Origin of the sequence: Mesorhizobium australafricanum (genome assembly GCF_033977265.1) — a bacterium.
GTDB lineage: Bacteria > Pseudomonadota > Alphaproteobacteria > Rhizobiales > Rhizobiaceae > Mesorhizobium > Mesorhizobium australafricanum.
On sequence record NZ_JAVIIT010000006.1, the window covers coordinates 272,889 to 292,431 of the forward strand.

15 protein-coding genes are annotated in these 19,543 nt (G+C 63.1%); 13 read left to right on the forward strand and 2 right to left on the reverse strand.

What is annotated here, in order from left to right; genetic code table 11:
• Window positions 1–151: 151 nt before the first annotated feature.
• On the reverse strand, window positions 152–1,960 hold the full coding sequence (locus RFM98_RS14515) for an NAD(P)-binding domain-containing protein (protein ID WP_320309516.1): 1,809 nt from the start codon (window positions 1,958–1,960) through the stop codon (window positions 152–154).
• A gap of 325 nt (window positions 1,961–2,285) precedes the next feature.
• Here RFM98_RS14515 and RFM98_RS14520 point away from each other — a divergent pair, with 325 nt between their 5' ends.
• From RFM98_RS14520 to RFM98_RS14560, 9 genes are all read left to right on the forward strand, one after another.
• A complete protein-coding gene (locus RFM98_RS14520; protein ID WP_320309517.1) occupies window positions 2,286–4,067 on the forward strand; it encodes an acetolactate synthase 3 large subunit in 1,782 nt (593 codons plus the stop codon).
• Between the two features lie 79 nt (window positions 4,068–4,146).
• Complete coding sequence (gene ilvN / locus RFM98_RS14525) at window positions 4,147–4,722, forward strand: acetolactate synthase small subunit (protein WP_126093159.1); 576 nt, start codon at window positions 4,147–4,149, stop codon at window positions 4,720–4,722.
• A 112-nt stretch (window positions 4,723–4,834) separates the two neighbouring features.
• Entirely contained in the window at window positions 4,835–5,431 is a 597-nt protein-coding gene (locus RFM98_RS14530) for a LysE family translocator (RefSeq protein ID WP_320309518.1), read from the forward strand.
• Window positions 5,432–5,642: 211 nt separating this feature from the next.
• Window positions 5,643–6,929: an efflux RND transporter periplasmic adaptor subunit gene (locus RFM98_RS14535; RefSeq protein WP_320309519.1), complete on the forward strand. Its 1,287-nt coding sequence runs from the start codon at window positions 5,643–5,645 to the stop codon at window positions 6,927–6,929.
• Window positions 6,926–10,084 carry an efflux RND transporter permease subunit gene (locus tag RFM98_RS14540; protein WP_320309520.1) on the forward strand — a complete coding sequence of 1,053 codons (3,159 nt, stop codon included), beginning with the start codon at window positions 6,926–6,928 and terminating at the stop codon, window positions 10,082–10,084. The genes RFM98_RS14535 and RFM98_RS14540 overlap by 4 nt, the downstream gene beginning before the upstream one ends.
• A gap of 65 nt (window positions 10,085–10,149) precedes the next feature.
• Window positions 10,150–10,755: a nitrile hydratase subunit alpha gene (gene nthA, locus RFM98_RS14545; RefSeq protein WP_320309521.1), complete on the forward strand. Its 606-nt coding sequence runs from the start codon at window positions 10,150–10,152 to the stop codon at window positions 10,753–10,755.
• Window positions 10,752–11,411: a nitrile hydratase subunit beta gene (gene nthB, locus RFM98_RS14550; RefSeq protein ID WP_320309522.1), complete on the forward strand. Its 660-nt coding sequence runs from the start codon at window positions 10,752–10,754 to the stop codon at window positions 11,409–11,411. Before nthA ends, nthB begins: the two co-directional genes overlap by 4 nt.
• Window positions 11,398–11,748: a nitrile hydratase accessory protein gene (locus RFM98_RS14555; RefSeq protein ID WP_320309523.1), complete on the forward strand. Its 351-nt coding sequence runs from the start codon at window positions 11,398–11,400 to the stop codon at window positions 11,746–11,748. The genes nthB and RFM98_RS14555 overlap by 14 nt, the downstream gene beginning before the upstream one ends.
• A gap of 141 nt (window positions 11,749–11,889) precedes the next feature.
• Window positions 11,890–13,017: an ATP-dependent DNA helicase gene (locus RFM98_RS14560; RefSeq protein WP_140807136.1), complete on the forward strand. Its 1,128-nt coding sequence runs from the start codon at window positions 11,890–11,892 to the stop codon at window positions 13,015–13,017.
• A gap of 48 nt (window positions 13,018–13,065) precedes the next feature.
• Here RFM98_RS14560 and RFM98_RS14565 read toward each other — a convergent pair whose 3' ends face one another.
• Window positions 13,066–13,464 carry a SpoIIAA family protein gene (locus tag RFM98_RS14565; RefSeq protein WP_320213228.1) on the reverse strand — a complete coding sequence of 133 codons (399 nt, stop codon included), beginning with the start codon at window positions 13,462–13,464 and terminating at the stop codon, window positions 13,066–13,068.
• Window positions 13,465–13,638: 174 nt separating this feature from the next.
• Between RFM98_RS14565 and RFM98_RS14570 the strand changes: the two genes are divergently transcribed.
• The 4 genes from RFM98_RS14570 to RFM98_RS14585 all read left to right on the forward strand — a co-directional run bounded on the left by RFM98_RS14570 (window position 13,639) and on the right by RFM98_RS14585 (window position 19,516).
• The gene (locus RFM98_RS14570) at window positions 13,639–14,379 is read left to right on the forward strand and encodes a pyridoxine 5'-phosphate synthase (RefSeq protein WP_320309524.1); all 741 of its coding nucleotides are present in this window, start codon (window positions 13,639–13,641) and stop codon (window positions 14,377–14,379) included.
• Window positions 14,380–14,465: 86 nt separating this feature from the next.
• On the forward strand, window positions 14,466–16,379 hold the full coding sequence (locus RFM98_RS14575) for a potassium transporter Kup (RefSeq protein ID WP_320309525.1): 1,914 nt from the start codon (window positions 14,466–14,468) through the stop codon (window positions 16,377–16,379).
• Window positions 16,380–16,525: 146 nt separating this feature from the next.
• Entirely contained in the window at window positions 16,526–18,442 is a 1,917-nt protein-coding gene (locus RFM98_RS14580; RefSeq protein WP_320309526.1) for a potassium transporter Kup, read from the forward strand.
• Between the two features lie 33 nt (window positions 18,443–18,475).
• The gene (locus RFM98_RS14585) at window positions 18,476–19,516 is read left to right on the forward strand and encodes an SDR family oxidoreductase (protein WP_320309527.1); all 1,041 of its coding nucleotides are present in this window, start codon (window positions 18,476–18,478) and stop codon (window positions 19,514–19,516) included.
• The last annotated feature ends 27 nt before the right edge of the window (window positions 19,517–19,543 follow it).

The window sequence follows — 19,543 nt, forward strand, 5'->3', positions numbered from 1 at the left end:
CGCTGGTGGCATATCAGCCGGACGAATGCAGTGAATCCCAGCCGGCTGAGAGCACCAGCGCGTCGCGCTCGGCTGAAGGAAAAGCTTCGTCGGCCGTCCAGCAAAGGCGCGGCGAGAGCCACGCCTTTGCTGGTATAGGTTCGGGAGGGATCTATCCCTTGTGATGGACCTCCTGCAGCCCGTAGACGGGAGTCGGCAGACCAACCTGGCGCGCCTTCAGCTGCAGCGACAGATACTGCGAGTAGTGGCGCGACTGGTGGAGGTTGCCGCCATGGAACCACAGCGCTTCCTGCTGCGTCGGCTTCCACATGTTGCGTTGCTCGCCTTCCCATGGGCCGGGATCTTTTGTGGTGCTGGAACCCAGACCCCAGACCTTGCCGACCTTGTCGGCCACCTCCTGCGAGATAAGGTCCGCGGCCCATCCGTTCATCGAGCCGTAGCCGGTCGCATAGATCACCAGGTCGGCCGGCAATTCGGTGCCGTCGACGAATTTCACGCCGGTCTCCGTGAGCTCCTGCACTGCCGCGCCGGGTCCGCTTTTCAGCTTGATCGAGCCGTCGATGACGAGGTCGCAGGCGCCGACGTCGATGTAATAGCCGGAGCCGCGGCGTAGATACTTCATGAAAAGGCCTGAATCGTCATCGCCCCAGTCGAGCATGAAGCCGGCCTTTTCCAGGTCCTCGTAGAATTTCGCATCGCGTTCCTTCATCTGCTCGTAAAGCGGAATCTGGAACTCGTGCAGGATGCGGTAGGGGAGCGAAGCGAAGATCATGTCCGCCTTGCGCGTCGTCATGCCGTTCTCGACCGCCTGCTCCGAATAGAGGGCGCCGAGGCCGATATCCATCAGCGTGTCGGATTTGACGATGTGGGTGGACGAGCGCTGCACCATGGTCACGTCCGCGCCGCCTTCCCATAGTGCTGCGCAGATGTCGTGCGCCGAGTTGTTGGAGCCGATGACCACCACCTTCTTGCCACGGTACTTGTCCGGGCCGGGATGGGTTGAGGAGTGCTGCTGCTCGCCCTTGAATATGTCCTGGCCCTTGAATTTCGGCCAGTTCGCCTTGCCCGACATGCCGGTCGCCAGCACCAGCTGCTTGGGCTTGAGCACGATCTCCTTGCCGTCGCGCTCGACGACGATTGTCCATTCCCTGGCCTTCTCGTCATACTTGGCGGATTTCGCGGTGGTGGAGGACCAGTAGTTCAGCTCCATCACCTTGGTATACATCTCCAGCCAGTCGCCGATCTTGTCCTTCGGCGCGAAGACCGGCCAGTTCTTCGGAAAGTCGATATAGGGCAGGTGATCGTACCAGACCGGGTCGTGCAGACAGAGCGACTTGTAGCGCCGGCGCCAGGAATCGCCTGGACGCTCGTTCTTCTCCACGATGATGGCAGGCACGCCGAGTTGCTTCAGCCTAGCTCCAAGAGCAATTCCGCCCTGGCCGCCGCCGATGATGACGACATAGGGCTGCCGGGAATGGCCGAGCTCGGCGATTTCGTCATCGCGCTCCTCGCGCCACGTTTTGCGGCCCTTGCCGTGGCCGTGCTTGGCGCCGAGGGGGCGGGTGAAGCCTGCCTTCTCCTCATGGTCTTTCAGCTCCGCCATCGAGGTCAGCAGGGTCCAGATCAGGTCGCCCTTGAACCGCACAAGGCCAAAGCCGCGCGCAACACTCGTCTCGAAGGTGATCCAGGCGGTGATGATGCCGCCGTCCTCGCTTGCTTCCTCGCCTTTGGCTACCGCCCAGCCGGTCGGCTTGGTGTTGGCCAGCGTCGCCTGCAGCATGTCGCGAACCTGGTCGCGGCCCTCCATCGTCTTCAAATTCCATGTGAAGGTGACGAGGTCGCGCCAGTAGCAGTCGGCCTGGAAGCAGTTGACGGCGCTGTCGATGTCGCCGGCTTCCAACGCCTTGCCAAATTTGTCGAGCAGCGCTTGCGCCTTGGTGGTGGGTGTTCTCTCGAGCATTTGTTCTCCTCCGCATGTGCCAGCGCATAGTGGTTCCTCGGGGAGGTGCGCTCAACTGTACTATGGTAGCGCGAACGTGCCGTTCGCGTAGGCGAGGGAATTCACGCGGCACCCCATTGACGAGCCCGCGTTTTCGCCCTTATTGTCCGCGCCCATGAAAACGGCACTCATTCTCGTAGGCTTGCGCGTGGGCAAGGCGGTGTAACCGCCGGGCGAAAACCTCCCATGCGCATCACACAGGCTCCCTCGGGGGCCTTTTTTATTGCCTGAAATCCAACTAAACGACCAGCAATCGCCAGACGGCGGACAATACGGGACCAAACCGATGAGCAATGGACAGAACGAGCGGCGCGAGATGACGGGCGCCGAAATGGTGGTGCAGGCGCTGAAGGACAACGGCGTCAAGCACGTCTTCGGCTATCCGGGCGGCGCCGTTCTTCCAATTTATGATGAAATTTTTCAACAAGACGAGGTCGAGCACATTCTGGTCCGGCACGAGCAGGGCGCCGGCCACGCGGCCGAAGGCTATGCGCGCTCGACCGGCAAGGCCGGCGTGCTCCTGGTCACGTCCGGCCCCGGCGCCACCAATGCGGTGACGCCGCTGCAGGATGCGCTGATGGATTCGATCCCGCTGGTCTGCCTCACCGGCCAGGTGCCGACCTCGCTGATCGGCTCCGACGCCTTCCAGGAATGCGACACTGTCGGCATCACGCGGCCCTGCACCAAGCACAACTGGCTGGTGAAGGACGTCAACGACCTCGCGGCCACCATCCATGAAGCCTTCCATGTCGCGACGACCGGCCGCCCCGGCCCGGTCGTGGTCGATATTCCGAAGGACGTTCAGTTCGCCAAGGGCATCTACGTGCCGCCGCAGACGGCGCCGCGCACCAGCTACCAGCCCAAGGTCCAGGGCGACCTGGAGAAGGTCAAGGCCGCGGTCGAACTGATGGCCGGCGCCAAGAAGCCGATCATCTACTCGGGCGGCGGCGTCATCAATTCGGGCCCGGAAGCCAGCCACCTGCTGCGCGAGCTGGTCGACCTCACCGGCTTCCCGATCACCTCGACATTGATGGGGCTTGGCGCCTATCCGGCATCGGGCAAGAACTGGCTCGGCATGCTCGGCATGCACGGCACCTACGAAGCCAACATGGCCATGCATGATTGCGATGTGATGATCTGCATCGGCGCCCGCTTCGACGACCGCATCACCGGCAGGCTCACCGCGTTCTCGCCGAACTCGAAGAAGATCCACATCGACATCGACCCGTCGTCGATCAACAAGAACGTCCACACCGACGTGCCCATCATCGGCGATGTCGGACGGGTGCTGGAGGATCTGGTGCGGCTATGGCGGGCGACCGCCAAGACCGACAAGAAGGCGCTCTATCCGTGGTGGGAGCAGATCGCGAAATGGCGCGCCAGGGACTCGCTCGCCTACAAGATGAACAACGACGTCATCATGCCGCAATATGCGATCCAGCGGCTCTACGCGCTGACCAAGGACATGGACACCTACATCACCACCGAGGTCGGCCAGCACCAGATGTGGGCGGCGCAGCACTACCATTTCGACAAGCCGAACCGCTGGATGACCTCCGGTGGGCTGGGCACGATGGGTTACGGCCTGCCGGCGGCGCTCGGCGTGCAGATCGCGCATCCGGACGCACTGGTCATCGACATCGCCGGCGACGCTTCCGTGCAGATGACAATGCAGGAAATGAGCTCGGCAGTGCAGTATGAGGCGCCGATCAAGATCTTCATCCTGAACAACCAGTATATGGGCATGGTGCGCCAGTGGCAGCAGCTGCTGCACGGCAACCGGCTGTCGCATTCCTATACCGAAGCAATGCCCGATTTCGTCAAGCTGGCGGAGGCCTATGGCGGGCACGGCATCCGCTGCGACAAGCCGGATGAGCTGGACGACGCGATCAAGGAGATGATCTCGGTCAAGAAGCCGGTGCTGTTCGATTGCCGTGTGGCGACTTTGGCCAACTGCTTCCCGATGATCCCGTCCGGCAAGGCGCATAATGAAATGCTGTTGCCCGACGAGGCCACCGACGAGGCAGTCGCCAACGCCATCGACGCCAAGGGCAGGGAACTGGTCTGACGGACCAGGCAGGGCTTGTCGCAAGAAGCCGTGCGCAAACAGAGAACTAGCTCAAGAATTTGAAATCGAGATTCACGTCATGAACGCACAGCACCTTCAACCGACCGGCTCCGCCTATTTCATCGCCAAGGAAACCGAGAAGCCGGAAACGCACACGCTTTCGGTGCTGGTCGACAACGAACCGGGTGTGCTTGCCCGCGTCATCGGACTGTTCTCCGGGCGCGGCTACAACATCGAAAGCCTGACCGTTTCCGAGACCGAGCATGAGAAGCACCTATCGCGCATCACCATCGTGACGCGCGGCACGCCGCATGTGATGGAGCAGATCAAGAACCAGCTCGAGCGCATCGTGCCGGTGCACCGGGTGGTCGACCTGACCGTGCGCTCGCATGAGCTTGGGCAGGAGCGACCACTGGAGCGTGAGCTCGCGCTGGTCAAGGTAGCCGGCACCGGCGATGCCCGCGTCGAGGCGCTTCGGCTTGCGGATGCATTCCGCGCCTCGGTCATAGACGCCAACACCGAGCATTTCATCTTCGAGATAACCGGCAAGGGCTCCAAGCTCGACCAGTTCATCGCCATCATGAAGCCGCTCGGGCTGGTCGAGATCTGCCGCACCGGCGTAGCCGCGATGAACCGCGGCCCGCAGGGAATGTGACCAGGACGATCGGCGTTATCCCGTTTTCAGCTTTTGGCCCGGCAGTTGCCTGCTTCTGGCTTTTGCGCGTTTGCCAAAAGGACAGTAAGGCTGACATATCTGGGAGGATATCATGTCGGTTGACGCGTTCCTTGCCCTTTTGGTCTATGCCTTAGTGACCTCGATCACCCCCGGGCCGAACAACCTCATGCTGCTCGCTTCCGGCGTCAATTTCGGCATCGCCAGGACGGTTCCGCACATGCTGGGCATCAGCATCGGGTTTCTGGTCCTGCTGCTGGCCGTCGGGTTCGGGCTTGGCGCCGTGCTGACGGCGTTCCCGGCGCTGCATACGGCGCTGAAAATTGCGGGCGCCGCCTATCTGCTCTACCTCGCCTGGAAGATCGCCATGTCGCGGTCGATGAGCGACGGAAAAGGGGCGGAGGGGCGGCCGATGCGCTTCATCGACGCCGCTGCGTTCCAGTGGGTCAACCCCAAGGCATGGGTGATGGCCATCACTGCCATGGCCGTCTACACCAACCCCGATCACCCGTTCGTCTCGGTGGGGCTGATCTCGATCGCCTTCACCATCGTCAACCTGCCCAGCGTGTCCGTCTGGGCCGGCTTCGGCACGGCGTTGCGCGGTTTCCTGTCGGATCCGGTGCGGCTGAAATGGTTCAACATCGCCATGGGTGTGCTGCTTGTGGCAACGCTGTGGCCGATGCTCCGCTAGCAGCTTTTCGGATCGGCTGGAAAGACGTGCGCGGCCAGGTTAGCCGGCTGCCCAACTATTGTGCGCTGCACATTAAATCTTCGTAATGCCGCGTATTGGCCCTTTTCCGCCAAAGGCTTGTTCTATCTACTTCACGAAAATCGCGGCACGAGGCCGTGAATCGAGCTAAAATGGACCACCGGGATCGGCGTGTCGGGTAGAGGGCTTGTCGATGCGCGCGAAAATTGCCTTTGCGGTTGTGGCGCTCGCCTGCCTGGCGGGCGCCGGGCTCTATTTTTCGCCCACGACGTTAGCCAAGGTCCAGCAGTTGATTTCGGGCAAGCAGGCTGACGCGGCAGCCACGGACAAGACGGCGAACAGCGACAAGACGGCCAACGCTTCGGACAATGCGAAAGGCGGCGGTCCGCGTTCCGCCTCGATCGTTTCCGTCGCCGCGACAACCGCCGATTTCCCGATCCGCCGCTATGCCATCGGCTTCGTTTCCTCCCCGTCGGTGGTGAACATCAATGCCCGGATTTCCAGCCAGATCGTGTCCATCGATGTCAAGGACGGTCAGATGGTGAGGGCAGGCGATGTCCTGTTCTCGCTCGACGATCGCGCGCTGAAGGCGCAACTGGCCAAGGATCAGGCGACGCTCGTCAAGGACCAGGCGATGCTGGTGAGCGCCCAGGCCGATCTGCAGCGCGCCAAGGATCTTGTCGCCAAGCAGGCCGGCACGCAGCAGACCTACGATCAGACGCTGGCGGCGCAGAAAGCCGCGGCCGCGACCATCGACGCCGACAAGGCGACCATCGACGCCGATACCGTGCAATTGAGCTACGCGACCATCTCGGCGCCGATCGCGGGCCGGTTGGGCGCCGTCAACGTCTCGGTCGGTGACCTCGTCACCGCCAGCAACGGCAACTCAAGCAGCACGACGCCGCTGGTCACCATCACGCAGATGGATCCGCTGCAGGTGAATTTCACGCTGCCGGAAAGCAACCTTGCCCTGTTGCATAAGGCGCTCGCCGACCCACAGCAAGGCGGCGTGGCGCTGACCAAGGACGGCGATCCCACGCCGATCGGCAAGGGCACGCTCGATTTCGTCGATTCCAGCGTCGATACGGCCTCCGGGACCATCGCCACGCGGGCGAGCATACCGAACCCGGATCTTTCGCTGTGGCCCGGACAGTATGTGAATGTCGTGCTCGAGGCCGGCACGATGCCGCATATGACCTCGGTTCCGACGGTCGCGGTGCAGCCCAGCCAGAAGGGCCCGTTCGTCTATGTCGTAAAGCCGGACAACACCGTGGAGATGCGTCCGGTGCAGGTGGCGCTGACGGAGGGCGCGAACAGCGCCATCAGCGACGGTCTGAAGAGCGGCGAGAAGGTGGTCGTCGAAGGCCAGACACGATTGAAGAATGGCGCGGCGGTGCATGAAGGCAAGGCAGCCGGATCCGGTGACCAGGCACCGCCCAAGGTTGCGGAGGCCGACAAGGCCGGCGGGGCGAGACAATGATCTCCGAATTCTGCATCCGCAAGCCTGTCGCCACCCTTCTGATGTCGTTCGCCCTGGTGCTGGGCGGTATCTTTGCCTACAAGTTCCTGCCGGTGGCGGCTCTGCCCAGCGCCGAATTTCCGGTGGTCAACGTCTCCGCGTCGTTGCCCGGCGCGTCGCCGGAGACGATGGCGACTTCCGTGGCGACGCCGCTGATCAAACAGTTCGCGACGATCGCCGGCATCGATTCGATCTCGACCACCAACTCGCTCGGCCAGACCTCGATCGCTATCCAGTTCGTGCTCAACCGCGATATCGACGCGGCGGCCGCCGACGTGCAGGCGGCGATCGCGCGCACGCAGAGATCGCTGCCGTCGCAGATGACGGCGCCGCCAAGCTATCGCAAGGTGAACCCGGCCGACGCGCCGATCCTGTTGATGTCGCTGGTCAGCGACACGGTTCCGCTGACCGATCTCGACGCTTTCGCTGAAAACGTGATCTCGCCGTCGCTCTCGACCATCGACGGCGTGGCGCAGGTCTCGATCTTCGGCCAGCAGAAATACGCGGTGCGCATCCAGATCGATCCGACAGCGCTTGCCGCGCGCGGCATCTCGATCGACCAGTTGCAGGCGGCCGTCGCTTCCGCCAACAGCAACACCCCGCTCGGCGTGCTGCAGAACAACAAGCAGCAACTGACCATCACCGCCAACACGCAGCTTACGGATGCGGCCGGCTTCTCCAACCTCATCATCGCTACCAAGAACGGCCATCCGGTGCGGCTGGGGGAGGTGACCCGCGTGGTCGATTCCGTGCAGACCACGACGACGGCGAGCTGGTACGACGGCACCCGCGCGATCATCATGGCCGTGCAGCGCCAGCCCGACGCCAATACGGTCGACGTCGTCGACAAGGTCAAGGCAATGCTGCCGTCCTTCCAGGACCAGATGCCGGCGGCGGCCTCGATCAAGCTGCTCAACGACCGCTCGACTTCGATCCGCCAGGCCGTCGACGACGTTCAGTTCACGCTGCTGTTGACTATCGCGCTGGTGGTGATGGTGATCTTCGTGTTCCTGCGCAGGGTGACGGCGACGATCATCCCGGCGGTGGCGGTGCCGATCTCGCTGATCGCCACCCTCGGCGCGATGTTCCTGTTCGGCTTTTCCATCGACAACATCTCGCTGATGGGATTGACGCTCGCGGTCGGCCTGGTCGTCGACGATGCCATCGTCATGCTCGAAAACATCTTCCGCCACATGGAGGAGGATGGGCTGTCGGCCTTCGACGCTTCGCTGAAGGGCGCGCGCGAGATCGGCTTCACCATCATCTCGATCTCGATCTCGCTGGTGGCGGTGTTCATCCCGGTGCTTCTGATGGGCGGCGTCATCGGCCGCATCTTCAACGAATTCGCCGTCGTTGTGACCGTCGCCATCCTGGCCTCCATGTTCGTGTCGCTGACGCTGACGCCGATGCTCTGTTCGCGGCTGCTGTCGGTGAGCAAGGCCGATCGCGAGGCGCATGGCGCCGGCCACAGGCACGACATCGTCACCCGTAGCTATGACTGGCTGCTGAGCTTCTGCCTGCGCCACACCTTTCTGATCTTCCTGGTCTTCATCGCCACCGCCGCGGCGTCGGTGTGGGTGATCCAGGTCTCGCCGAAGGGCTTCTTCCCGCAGGAAGATATCGGCCAGATATCGGTGACGACGATCGCGCGCCAGGACATCTCGTTCGACGCCATGGCGAAGCTGCAAGGGCAGGTGGCCAGCGTGTTCTCGAAGTCGCCCTATGTCGACCATGTGGCCTGGTCGGCAGGCAGCGGCGGCAATGCGCTGAACCAGGGGCAACTCTTCGTTCAGCTCAAGGGCAAGGATCAGCGTCCCAACATCGAGAAGGTGCTGTCGGATCTGAGGCGCCAGCTGGCGGGCGTGGCGGGCATCGAGACCTATATGCAACCGGTGCAGAACCTGCGGCTCGGGTCGCGGTCGTCGGCCAGCGCCTACCAGCTCGTGGTTCAGGGGCTCGATACCGGCCAGACCGATATCTGGGCGCAGAAGCTCAATGACGCGATGGCGGCGGACCATACCAACTTCACGGATGTCACCAGCGATCTGCAGAACAATTCCCTGCAGGCGTCGCTTGTGGTCGACCGCGACAAGGCCGCCCAGCTCGGCATCGACACCGACACGCTGCGCTCCGCCCTCTATGGTGGCTTCGGCACCGACCAGGTCTCGACGATCTTCGGTTCGGCCGACAGCTATCAGGTCATCACCGAGCTCGATCCCAAGATCGAATGGTCGCCCGAGCGGATGCTCGCCATCCAGGTGAGGACGGCGAGCGGCAGTCTGGTGCCGCTTGGCGCCTTCGCCCGTGTCGACCGCACCGCCGGCGCCTTGACGGTCAACCAGCTTGGACAGCTGCCCGCGGTGACGATCTCCTACAATCTGCCGCAGGGTGTTTCGCTCGGTGATACGGTGACCCGCATCGATCGGCTCAAGGAACAGATCGGCATGCCGACGGCGATCTCGACCAGCTTTGCCGGCACCGCCAAGACCTTCCAGGATTCGCTGGCCAACCAGGGCCTGCTGATCGGCGGGGCCATCCTGACGATCTATATCGTGCTCGGCATGCTCTATGAGAGCTTCATCCACCCGCTCACCATCCTCACCGGCCTGCCTTCGGCGGTGCTGGGCGCGGTGGTGGCGCTGCGCTTCGCCGGGATGGACCTTTCGGTGATCGCGGTGATCGGCATCCTGATGCTGATCGGCATCGTCAAGAAGAACGGCATCATGATGGTCGACGTCGCGCTGGAGCTCAGGCGACAGGGCATGTCGGCGAAGGAGTCCATCCACAAGGCCTGCCTGATGCGTTTCCGGCCGATCATGATGACGACACTTGCCGCGTTGATGGGCACGTTCCCGATCGCGCTCGGCACCGGCGCCAGCGCCGAATTGCGGCAGCCGCTCGGCGTCGCGGTGGTCGGCGGCCTGCTCGCCTCGCAAGCGCTGACGCTGTTCGTCACGCCGGTCATCTACGTCTATTTCGAAAACTTCTCCGGCTGGCTGCTCAGCTTCTCGTCCAAGAATAGCCGGCCGACACTGCATGCGGTCGAAAGCAGCGAGCAGCCCTCGCTGTTCGACGCCGAGGAAGAGGCCGAACCGAAAAAGGTGGCCGCCGAATAGGCCGCTGTTTTCTGGCCCAAGGCGTCGTACTTGCGACGGTGCGCCGGCAATCCTAGTCTGTGGCCATGTCCCGCGACCATGACCACGACAACGAGCTCGATCCGTTCGCGGCGCGCGTGCGCGCGCTAGAAACGATCCTGACCCAGAAAGGCCTGATCGATCCGGCAGCCATCGACGTCATCGTCGACACCTATGAGACGAAGATCGGTCCACGCAACGGCGCCAGGGTGGTGGCGAAGGCCTGGAACGATTCGGCTTATGCCGACTGGCTCAAGCGTGATGCGACGGCGGCGATCGAGAAGCTCTCCTATTCCGGCCGCCAGGGCGAGCACATGCAGGCCGTGTTCAACACCGAGGAGACGCACAACCTCGTCGTCTGCACGCTCTGCTCCTGCTATCCGTGGTCGGTGCTCGGCCTGCCGCCGGTCTGGTACAAGGCGCCGCCTTACCGCTCGCGGGCAGTGATCGATCCGCGCGGCGTGCTCGAGGAGTTCGGACTGACGCTGCCGAGGACCAAGAAGATCCGCGTCTGGGATTCCACCGCCGAGCTTCGCTACCTCGTGGTGCCGATGCGGCCGAAGGGGACCGAAGGCTGGAGCGAGGAGCAACTCGCCGAACTGGTCAGCCGCGATGCGATGATCGGCACGGCATTGGCGAGGCAGCCGACATGAACGGGCCGCAGGATCTCGGCGGGCAGATGGGTTTCGGGCCGGTCGCGCCCGAGAAGGATGAGCCCTATTTCCATGCCGCCTGGGAAAGGCGGGCGCTCGGCGTCACGCTGACGGCCGGCGGCATGGGCGCCTGGAACATCGACGAAAGCCGCCATGCGCGGGAATCGCTGCATCCCGCAGACTATTATTCATCGAGCTACTACCAGATCTGGATCAAGGCGCTGGAAACGCTGCTGAAGCGCCACGGCTTCGTCACCGAGCGCGATCTTGCCGCCGGCAAGGCGGTCGACGCGGCCGCGACGCCGAAAAGGGTGCTGAAGGCGGCGGATGTGCCGGCCGTGCTCGCCAAGGGCGGGCCATGCGACCGGCCGGTCGCCACACCGGCGCGTTTCCGGGCGGGCGATCGCGTACGGACGAAGAATTTCAACCCGACCGGACATACGCGGCTGCCGCGCTATGCGCGCGGCAAGACCGGGACGATCGAGGCCGTGCGCGACGGCTTCGTCTTTCCCGACAGCAACGCGCATGGCAAGGGCGAGAACCCGCAATGGGTCTACACCGTGGTCTTCGACGGGAGCGAGATCTGGGGCGAGGGCGCCGACCCGACGCTGACCGTCTCGATCGACGCCTGGGAGAGCTATCTTGAGCCGGCCTGACGGCGCGTTGCCGGCCGGCTTCGACGAGCCGGTCTTCGCCGAGCCGTGGCAGGCGGAAGCCTTTGCCATGACCGTGGCGTTGCATGACAAGGGCTTGTTTTCGTGGAGCGAATGGGCGGAGGCTCTGTCCGTCGAGGTGAAGAAGCCGGGCGCTGCCAGCGACGGCCATGACTATTACGAGCATTGGCTGGCGGCGCTGGAGACACTGCTCTCGCAAAAAGGGGTTGCCGGCAAGAATGATGTCGATGCGCTCGCCGCCGCCTGGGAACGCGCCGCGCATGCCACTCCGCACGGCAAGCCGATCCTGCTGGAAAACGATCCAGCCGCAGGCACATAGATAGTCACCAGGTTTGTTCTCTTTACGTTCTCGTTTGTGGATGATAGCCTGAGCTGTCGGCGGCGCTTAATGCGCGGCCGATGACGTTGAGATGATGGCGGCAGTCTTGTCTTTCCCTTGCGAATCCGGTCTCTCGCGCTGATGGAATTCTCTCCCCAACAGGACGAGGCTCTGAAAGCGGTCGGGCGCTGGCTCAAGGAGGGCCGGCCGCAGGTCTTCCGGCTGTTCGGCTATGCCGGCACCGGCAAGACGACGCTGGCGCGCTATTTCGCCGAGCATGTCGACGGGCAGGTGCAGTTCGCCGCCTTCACCGGCAAGGCGGCGCAAGTGCTGCGCTCGAAGGGCGCGACCAACGCCCGCACCATCCATTCGCTGATCTATAGGCCGAAGGGCGAGGAATCGGTTGCCGACGAGGTGACCGGCAAGACCTCGATGTCACCGACCTTTTCGCTCAACCGGCAAAGCCCGATCTCGCGCGCCAAGCTCGTCGTCATCGACGAATGCTCGATGGTCGACGAGCAGCTCGGCCGCGACCTGCAGAGTTTTGGCACGCCGATCCTGGTGCTGGGCGATCCGGCGCAGCTGCCGCCGATCTCGGGCGGCGGCTTCTTCACCGAGCACGAGCCGGATGTGCTGTTGACCGAGATCCACCGGCAGGCGCGCGACAATCCGATCATCCGGCTGGCGCTCGACGTGCGCGAAGGCCGCGAATTCATGCATGGCGATTACGGCACGGCGCAGGTGATCGGCAGGGAAGGCGTCAACCAGGATCTGGTGCTCAAGGCCGACCAGGTGCTGGTCGGCACCAACCGCACGCGCCGGCGCTATAATCAAAGGCTACGCGAGCTGAAGGGGTTCAACGCCGACTTCCCGCAGGCGGGCGACAAGCTGGTCTGCCTGCGCAACGATCCGGCCAAGGGGCTGCTCAACGGCTCGCTGTGGAAGGTGATGACCTCGTCGCGCGAGACCGTGAAGCCCGGCATCAACCTTCTGGTTTCGCCGGAAGAGGATGATCCAGACCGCGGCGTCGCCAAGATCAAGCTGCTCAAGGCGGCTTTCGAGGATCCGGATGCCGAGATTCCCTGGCAGCAGAAGAAGCGTTTCGACGATTTCGACTATGGTTATGCGCTGACCGTGCACAAGGCGCAGGGCTCGCAGTGGAACGACGTCGTGCTGTTTGACGAGAGCTGGGCGTTCAAGGAGACCCGGCAGCGCTGGCTCTATACCGCCATCACGCGCGCCGCCGAGCGGCTGACGGTCGTGCGCTAGGGTTGTTGGAATTCAGGTGAGGCCGGCCTGACCTTAATCTCAACAACCCTAATCCGTCGGCCTTGCGCCAAGCCATTGCCAGGCTGCATCTTCGTCGTCGGCGTCAAAGCGTTTGAATTCGAAAGGCAGCGCCTTCGGGAAGACGCCGGTGACGAGAGAAGCCCATTTCGGCTTGCCGATGACCGCGCAGCGCACGACGTGTTCCATCGCGTCGGCCATGCCCTGCTTGAGCGTATCTTGCGAAATGTTTGCCCAATCCACGCTCTCATGGTCCGTCAACCGCACCAATACGTCGATCCTCGGATGGAGCGCATAGGCGGCCTCCAGCAGGCCGAACAGATTTTCCGCGTCGGCCGGTGAGACATCACCGACGACATCGATGGCGAAAAGCGCGTCGCGGTTGGTTTCGATGCGACGGATCGCCGGCACGGCTTCGAGGAAATTCACTGGCAAATCCTTGTGTTAGAGCAATTCCAGGAAAAGTGCGAAGCGGTTTTCCGTCCGGAATTGCGTTAAAACAGAGAGCCTTAGCCACGATCCATCCCTTGGAACACTCGAAACCCTCTATCTGTTCCCTTTAAAGGCGGTATAGATGCCCGCCGACCCACTGGACCTCCGTTCATGCCTGCGAAGCTTTCGGTCAATCTCAATGCCGTCGCCATGCTGCGCAACCGTCGCGACCTGCCATGGCCGAGCGTTGCCGGACTTGGCCGCATCGCGCTTGCCGCCGGTGCGCACGGGCTGACAGTGCATCCCAGGCCCGACGAGCGGCATACCAGGCACTCCGACCTGCCCGAGATCAGGGCGCTGATCGACGATGAGTTTCCCAAGGCGGAGTTCAACATCGAGGGCTATCCGACCGAGGATTTCCTGGCGCTTGTCGAGAAGAGCCAGCCCGAGCAGGTGACGCTGGTGCCGGACGACCCGGCGCAGGCAACCTCGGACCATGGCTGGAACTTCGTCGCCCAGGCGGCGTTCCTGACACCGATCGTCAAGCGGTTGAAGAAGGAGGGGTTTCGCGTGTCGCTGTTTTCCGATGCCGACCCTGCGGGCGTGAATGCGGCTCGCGATACCGGCGCCGACCGCATCGAGCTCTATACCGGCCCCTATGGCGGCTTCCATTCCGATTCCGAAAAGGCGGCGAAAGAACTGGAAAGATTGGGAAAAACCGCGGACGCCGCATTCGCGGCCGGGCTTGGCGTCAATGCCGGCCACGATCTCACGGTGAAGAACCTGCCGGCATTGGCCAGACGCATCCCGGCATTGGCCGAAGTATCGATCGGACATGGGTTGACAGCGGATGCGCTGGAGTATGGCATGGCTGGCACGGTCGGGCGGTTCTTGAAGGCCTGCGGATGGTAGGGCGCCTTGCGTAGTTTCTGCACTTTTGGTGCGTCCCGCGCGTTGCGCCGAACTCGGAGCGTGGCGAATCGGGTGAAGTGGTGCTCATGGTGCTAGCCAACGCCAGCGAAACGGAATCCCTCGAACGTTCGAGCCATGCCGAAAGCGAGCGGCAGCACAGCACCAAGGTTCTCATGCTTGGCGCGCTGGGCGTCGTCTATGGCGATATCGGCACGAGCCCGATCTATGCCTTCCGCGAGGCGTTGCATGCCTCGTCGAGTTCGGTTGCCCGCCATGATGTGCTTGGCGTGCTGTCGCTGATCGTCTGGGCGCTGACGATCATCGTCACGATCAAATATGTCGCCTTCGTGCTCAGGGCCGACAACAAGGGCGAGGGCGGCACGCTGTCGCTGATGTCGCTGGCCCGCAGCGCCTATCCCCCGGGCGCAAGGCTCATCCTGGTGATCGGTCTGTGCGGCGCAGCATTGTTCTTCGGGGATTCGATCATCACGCCGGCGATCTCCGTGCTGTCGGCGGTCGAAGGCCTGGAGGTCATCACGCCGGCGCTCGATGCCTATGTGGTTCCGATCACGCTGGTCATCCTGGCGGTGCTTTTCGCCGTGCAGCGCTTCGGCACGGGCAAGGTGGCGGCGGTGTTCGGGCCGGTGACCGCGACATGGTTCGTGGCGATCGGCGCGGCCGGCCTCTACCACATTGTCGATGATCCATCGGTTTTCCTGGCGATCAATCCGTATTACGCGGTCTATTATCTGGCCACAACGCCGACAGGCGCCTTCGTCACCGTAGGCGCCGTTTTCCTGGCGGTTACCGGCGCCGAGGCGCTCTATGTCGACCTTGGACATTTCGGTCGCAAGCCGATCGTGATTGCCTGGTTCGCAATCGTTTTCCCGTGCCTGCTGCTCAATTATTTCGGGCAAGGCGCCTTCGTGCTCTCGCATGGCGGCAAGCCCACCAACCCGTTCTTCCAGATGCTGCCCGAATGGGCGCTGATGCCGATGGTCGGCCTGGCGACGGCAGCCACCGTCATCGCCAGCCAAGCCGTCATTTCCGGCGCCTTCTCGCTGACCAGGCAGGCCGTGCAGCTCAACCTGTTGCCCCGCATCGAGGTGCAGCATACCTCCGAGATGCAGAGCGGCCAGATCTATATGCCGAGGGTCAATCTACTGGTCGCGCTCGGCGTGATGCTTTTGGTTGTCGGTTTCGGCAGCTCGAGCGCGCTGGCGTCGGCCTACGGCATTTCGGTGACCGGCGAGATGCTGATGACGACGGTGCTCTTGTTCGTCGTCATGCGCTGGCTCTGGAAATGGCAGTTGGCGCTCGCTTTGGCGCTGGTGGTGCCTTTCGGCGTCATCGATCTCGGCTTCTTCTCGGCCAATGTCGTCAAGATCGTCGAAGGCGGCTGGGTTTCGATCACGGTCGCCTCTCTGATGGGGCTGATCATGTGGACCTGGATCCGCGGCACCCGCTATCTGTTCGACAAGACGCGACGCAACGAGATCCCGCTCGACTTCCTTGCGGTCAATCTGTTGAAGAAGAAGCCTCAGCTGGTGTCGGGCACCGCCGTGTTCCTGACGAGCGATCCGTCGAGCGCGCCGACGGCGCTGATGCACAGCCTCAAACACTACAAGGTGCTGCACGAAAAGAACGTCATCCTGTCGGTGGTGACGGCGCCGCAGCCAGTGGTGCCCGACAGCGAACGCGTCAAGATGGAGACGGTCAACGAGCTGTTCATGCGCGTGACGCTGACTTTCGGCTATATGGAGCAGCCCAACATTCCGCGTGCTTTGGCCATCTGTCGCAAGCAGGGCTGGAAGTTCGACATCATGACGACGTCGTTCTTCCTGTCGAGGCGCTCGCTGAAGGCTTCGCCCAATTCCGGCATGCCGGTCTGGCAGGACCGGCTGTTCATCGGCCTGGCTCGCTCGGCGGCGGACGCGACGGAGTATTTCCAGATTCCGACCGGACGCGTGGTCGAGATCGGCACGCAGGTCGCTATCTGACCTTCAAGCCGGCACTTGGCGCGATAGATCGAATGGACCGGGCAGGCCTAGCCCTGCGGTGGCGGCATGGGAGCCCTAACGCTAGGGCACTTGATATTGCACTGCAGCAAGCGTAGAGCACCGCGCGTTTTATCGGAGTGTCGTCCATGGCCCTTGCCAATGGTGCTGAGGCAGAATCCGCCGACCAATCGAGCCACGCGGAAGTTGAACAGCACAGCACCAAGGTGCTTATGCTGGGGGCGCTCGGTGTCGTCTATGGCGATATCGGCACCAGCCCGATCTACGCGTTCCGCGAGGCATTGCATGCTTCGTCGGGTGGCGATGTCGCCAATCGGGCCGACATTCTCGGCGTTCTCTCGCTGATCATCTGGTCGCTCACCATCACGGTCACCATAAAATACATCATGTTCGTGCTGCGCGCCGACAACCGCGGCGAGGGCGGCGTGCTGTCGCTGATGGCGCTGGCGCGCAGCAGTTTCGCGACACGTTCCGCGATTATCCTGGCCATCGGTATCGTCGGCGCCTCGCTCTTCTTCGGCGATGCGGTCATCACGCCAGCCATCTCGGTGCTATCGGCGGTCGAAGGCATGAATGTCGTCACGCCGGCCTTCCAGCCTTACGTCGTTCCGCTGACGCTGCTCATTCTCGCCATGGTGTTTGCCGTGCAGAGGTTCGGTACTGGTGGCGTCGGTCTGGTATTCGGCCCGGTGACGGCGGTCTGGTTTCTGGCCATCGGCCTGTCCGGCCTCAATCACATCATCGACGATCCGGAAATCCTGTGGGCCATCAGCCCGCATTATATCGTGGCTTTCCTGATCAATTCACCCGACGTGTCCTTTGTCACCATCGGCGCCGTCTTCCTGGCCGTCACCGGAGCCGAGGCGCTCTATGCCGATCTTGGTCATTTCGGCCGCAAGCCGATCGTGCTGGCATGGCTGGCGATCGTGTTTCCGTGCCTGCTTTTGAACTATGCGGGGCAGGGCGCCTTTGTGCTCGCCAAGGGCGGCGTGGTCGGCCACCCGTTTTTCGAAATGAACGAGGGCTGGGCGCTCATCCCGATGGTGGTGCTGGCTACGGCGGCGACCGTCATTGCCAGCCAGGCTGTCATCTCCGGCGCCTATTCGCTGACGAGGCAGGCGGTGCAGCTCAACATGCTGCCTCGGCTCGAAATCCTGCATACGTCGGAAAAGCAGTCCGGGCAGGTTTACATGCCGCGCGTCAACATGCTCTTGGCGCTTGTGGTGATGCTGCTGGTGGTCGGTTTCGGTGAGTCCAGCAAGCTGGCTTCGGCCTACGGCATCTCGGTTACCGGCAACATGCTGGTGACGACGACGCTGCTCTTCGTCGTCATGACGCGCATCTGGAAATGGAACATCTGGCCGGCAGTCGCGCTGACGGCATTGTTCGCGCTCATCGACGTTGGCTTCTTCGCCTCCAACATCGTCAAGGTGTTCGAAGGGGGCTGGGCTTCGCTGGCCGTGGCCTTCGCCATCATCCTGGGCATGTGGACCTGGGTGCGCGGCAGCCGGTACCTTTTCGACAAGACGCGCCGCAACGAGATCCCGCTCGACTTCCTCGCGGCGAACCTCCTGAAGAAGAAGCCGCAACTCGTATCCGGCACGGCCGTGTTCCTGACCAGCGACCCGCTCAGCGCGCCGACGGCGCTGATGCACAGCCTCAAGCACTACAAGGTGCTGCACGAAAAGAACGTCATCCTGTCGGTGGTGACGGCGCCGCAGCCCGTGGTGCCCGACAGCGAGCGCGTCAGGATGGAGACGGTCAACGAGCTGTTCATGCGCGTGACGCTGACTTTCGGCTATATGGAGCAGCCGAACATTCCGCGTGCCTTGGCCATCTGCCGCAAGCAGGGCTGGAAGTTCGACATCATGACGACGTCCTTCTTCCTGTCGCGGCGCTCGCTGAAGGCCTCACCCAATTCCGGCATGCCAATCTGGCAAGACAGATTGTTCATCGGCCTTGCGAAAACGGCGGCGGATGCGACAGAGTACTTCCAGATCCCCACGGGGCGCGTCGTCGAAATCGGCACGCAGGTCGCCATCTGAGGGGCTGCAACGCGTAAGGGTCGGGAGGCGGGCATGAGCGGCGAGTTGGTGCTTGTGACCGGCGGGTCCGGCTTCCTCGGCGCTCATTGCATCCTCGCGCTTTTGAACGCGGGCTACCGCGTGCGCACGACCGTCCGCTCGGCCAAGCGCGAAGCCGATGTTCTTGCCATGTTGAAGGTCGGCGGCGCCGAGCCCGGCGATGCGCTTTCCTTCGCCTATGCCGATCTCATGAGCGACAAAGGCTGGGCGGAAGCAGTCGGCGGGTGCCGATACGTTCTCCACGTCGCTTTGCCTTTTCCGCCCGGCGTGCCGAAGCATGAGGACGACCTGATCGTCCCGGCCAGGGAAGGGGCGTTGCGGGTGCTGCGGGCCGCGCGCGATGCCGGCGTCGAACGTGTCGTGCTCACCTCGTCCTTTGCCGCCATTGGCTACGGCCAGGTGCCGGTCGCCGGCCACCCGTTCACGGAAGAGAACTGGACCAATCTATCGCAGAAGGTAAGCGCCTATGTGAAATCGAAGACGCTTGCCGAGCGGGCGGCTTGGGATTTCATTGCCGCCCAAGGCGGCGCGTTCGAACTGGCGGTCGTCAATCCGGTCGGCATCTTCGGACCGGTCCTGGGACAGGATCATTCGACGTCGACGGATTTCATCAGGCGTCTGATGGATGGCGAGATGCCGGGCCTGCCGCGCATGGTGTTCGGCGTGGTCGATGTGCGCGACGTGGCGGACCTGCATCTGCGCGCCATGACCAATCCCGCCGCCAGGGGCGAGCGGTTCCTGGCCATCAGCGGCGATTTCATGACGATGCTGGAGATCGCGCGGACGCTGAAGGCGCGGCTGGGCAACGCAGGGTCGCGCATTACGACGAGAGTGCTGCCGGACTGGCTGGTCCGGATCGTCGGGCTGTTCGACGGGCAGGCCGCCCAGATCGTGACGGAACTGGGCAAGCCGAGGAACGCAACGAGCGCCAAGGCCATGCGCTTGCTCGGCTGGACGCCGCGATCGCGCGAAGAGGCGCTGGTCGCGACGGGCGAAAGCCTGATCCGGCTTGGGCTGGTCAAACGGTCGAAGTGAAGCGCGCCTGAGCGGCTCTCTCAGGCG

Coding starts and splice junctions, on each gene's coding strand:
- RFM98_RS14515 (WP_320309516.1), bottom strand. CDS start 1,960: ATGCTCGAGAGAACACCCACCACCAAGGCGCAAGCGCTGCTCGACAAA.
- RFM98_RS14520 (WP_320309517.1), top strand. CDS start 2,286: ATGAGCAATGGACAGAACGAGCGGCGCGAGATGACGGGCGCCGAAATG.
- ilvN (WP_126093159.1), top strand. CDS start 4,147: ATGAACGCACAGCACCTTCAACCGACCGGCTCCGCCTATTTCATCGCC.
- RFM98_RS14530 (WP_320309518.1), top strand. CDS start 4,835: ATGTCGGTTGACGCGTTCCTTGCCCTTTTGGTCTATGCCTTAGTGACC.
- RFM98_RS14535 (WP_320309519.1), top strand. CDS start 5,643: ATGCGCGCGAAAATTGCCTTTGCGGTTGTGGCGCTCGCCTGCCTGGCG.
- RFM98_RS14540 (WP_320309520.1), top strand. CDS start 6,926: ATGATCTCCGAATTCTGCATCCGCAAGCCTGTCGCCACCCTTCTGATG.
- nthA (WP_320309521.1), top strand. CDS start 10,150: ATGTCCCGCGACCATGACCACGACAACGAGCTCGATCCGTTCGCGGCG.
- nthB (WP_320309522.1), top strand. CDS start 10,752: ATGAACGGGCCGCAGGATCTCGGCGGGCAGATGGGTTTCGGGCCGGTC.
- RFM98_RS14560 (WP_140807136.1), top strand. CDS start 11,890: ATGGAATTCTCTCCCCAACAGGACGAGGCTCTGAAAGCGGTCGGGCGC.
- RFM98_RS14570 (WP_320309524.1), top strand. CDS start 13,639: ATGCCTGCGAAGCTTTCGGTCAATCTCAATGCCGTCGCCATGCTGCGC.
- RFM98_RS14575 (WP_320309525.1), top strand. CDS start 14,466: ATGGTGCTAGCCAACGCCAGCGAAACGGAATCCCTCGAACGTTCGAGC.
- RFM98_RS14580 (WP_320309526.1), top strand. CDS start 16,526: ATGGCCCTTGCCAATGGTGCTGAGGCAGAATCCGCCGACCAATCGAGC.
- RFM98_RS14585 (WP_320309527.1), top strand. CDS start 18,476: ATGAGCGGCGAGTTGGTGCTTGTGACCGGCGGGTCCGGCTTCCTCGGC.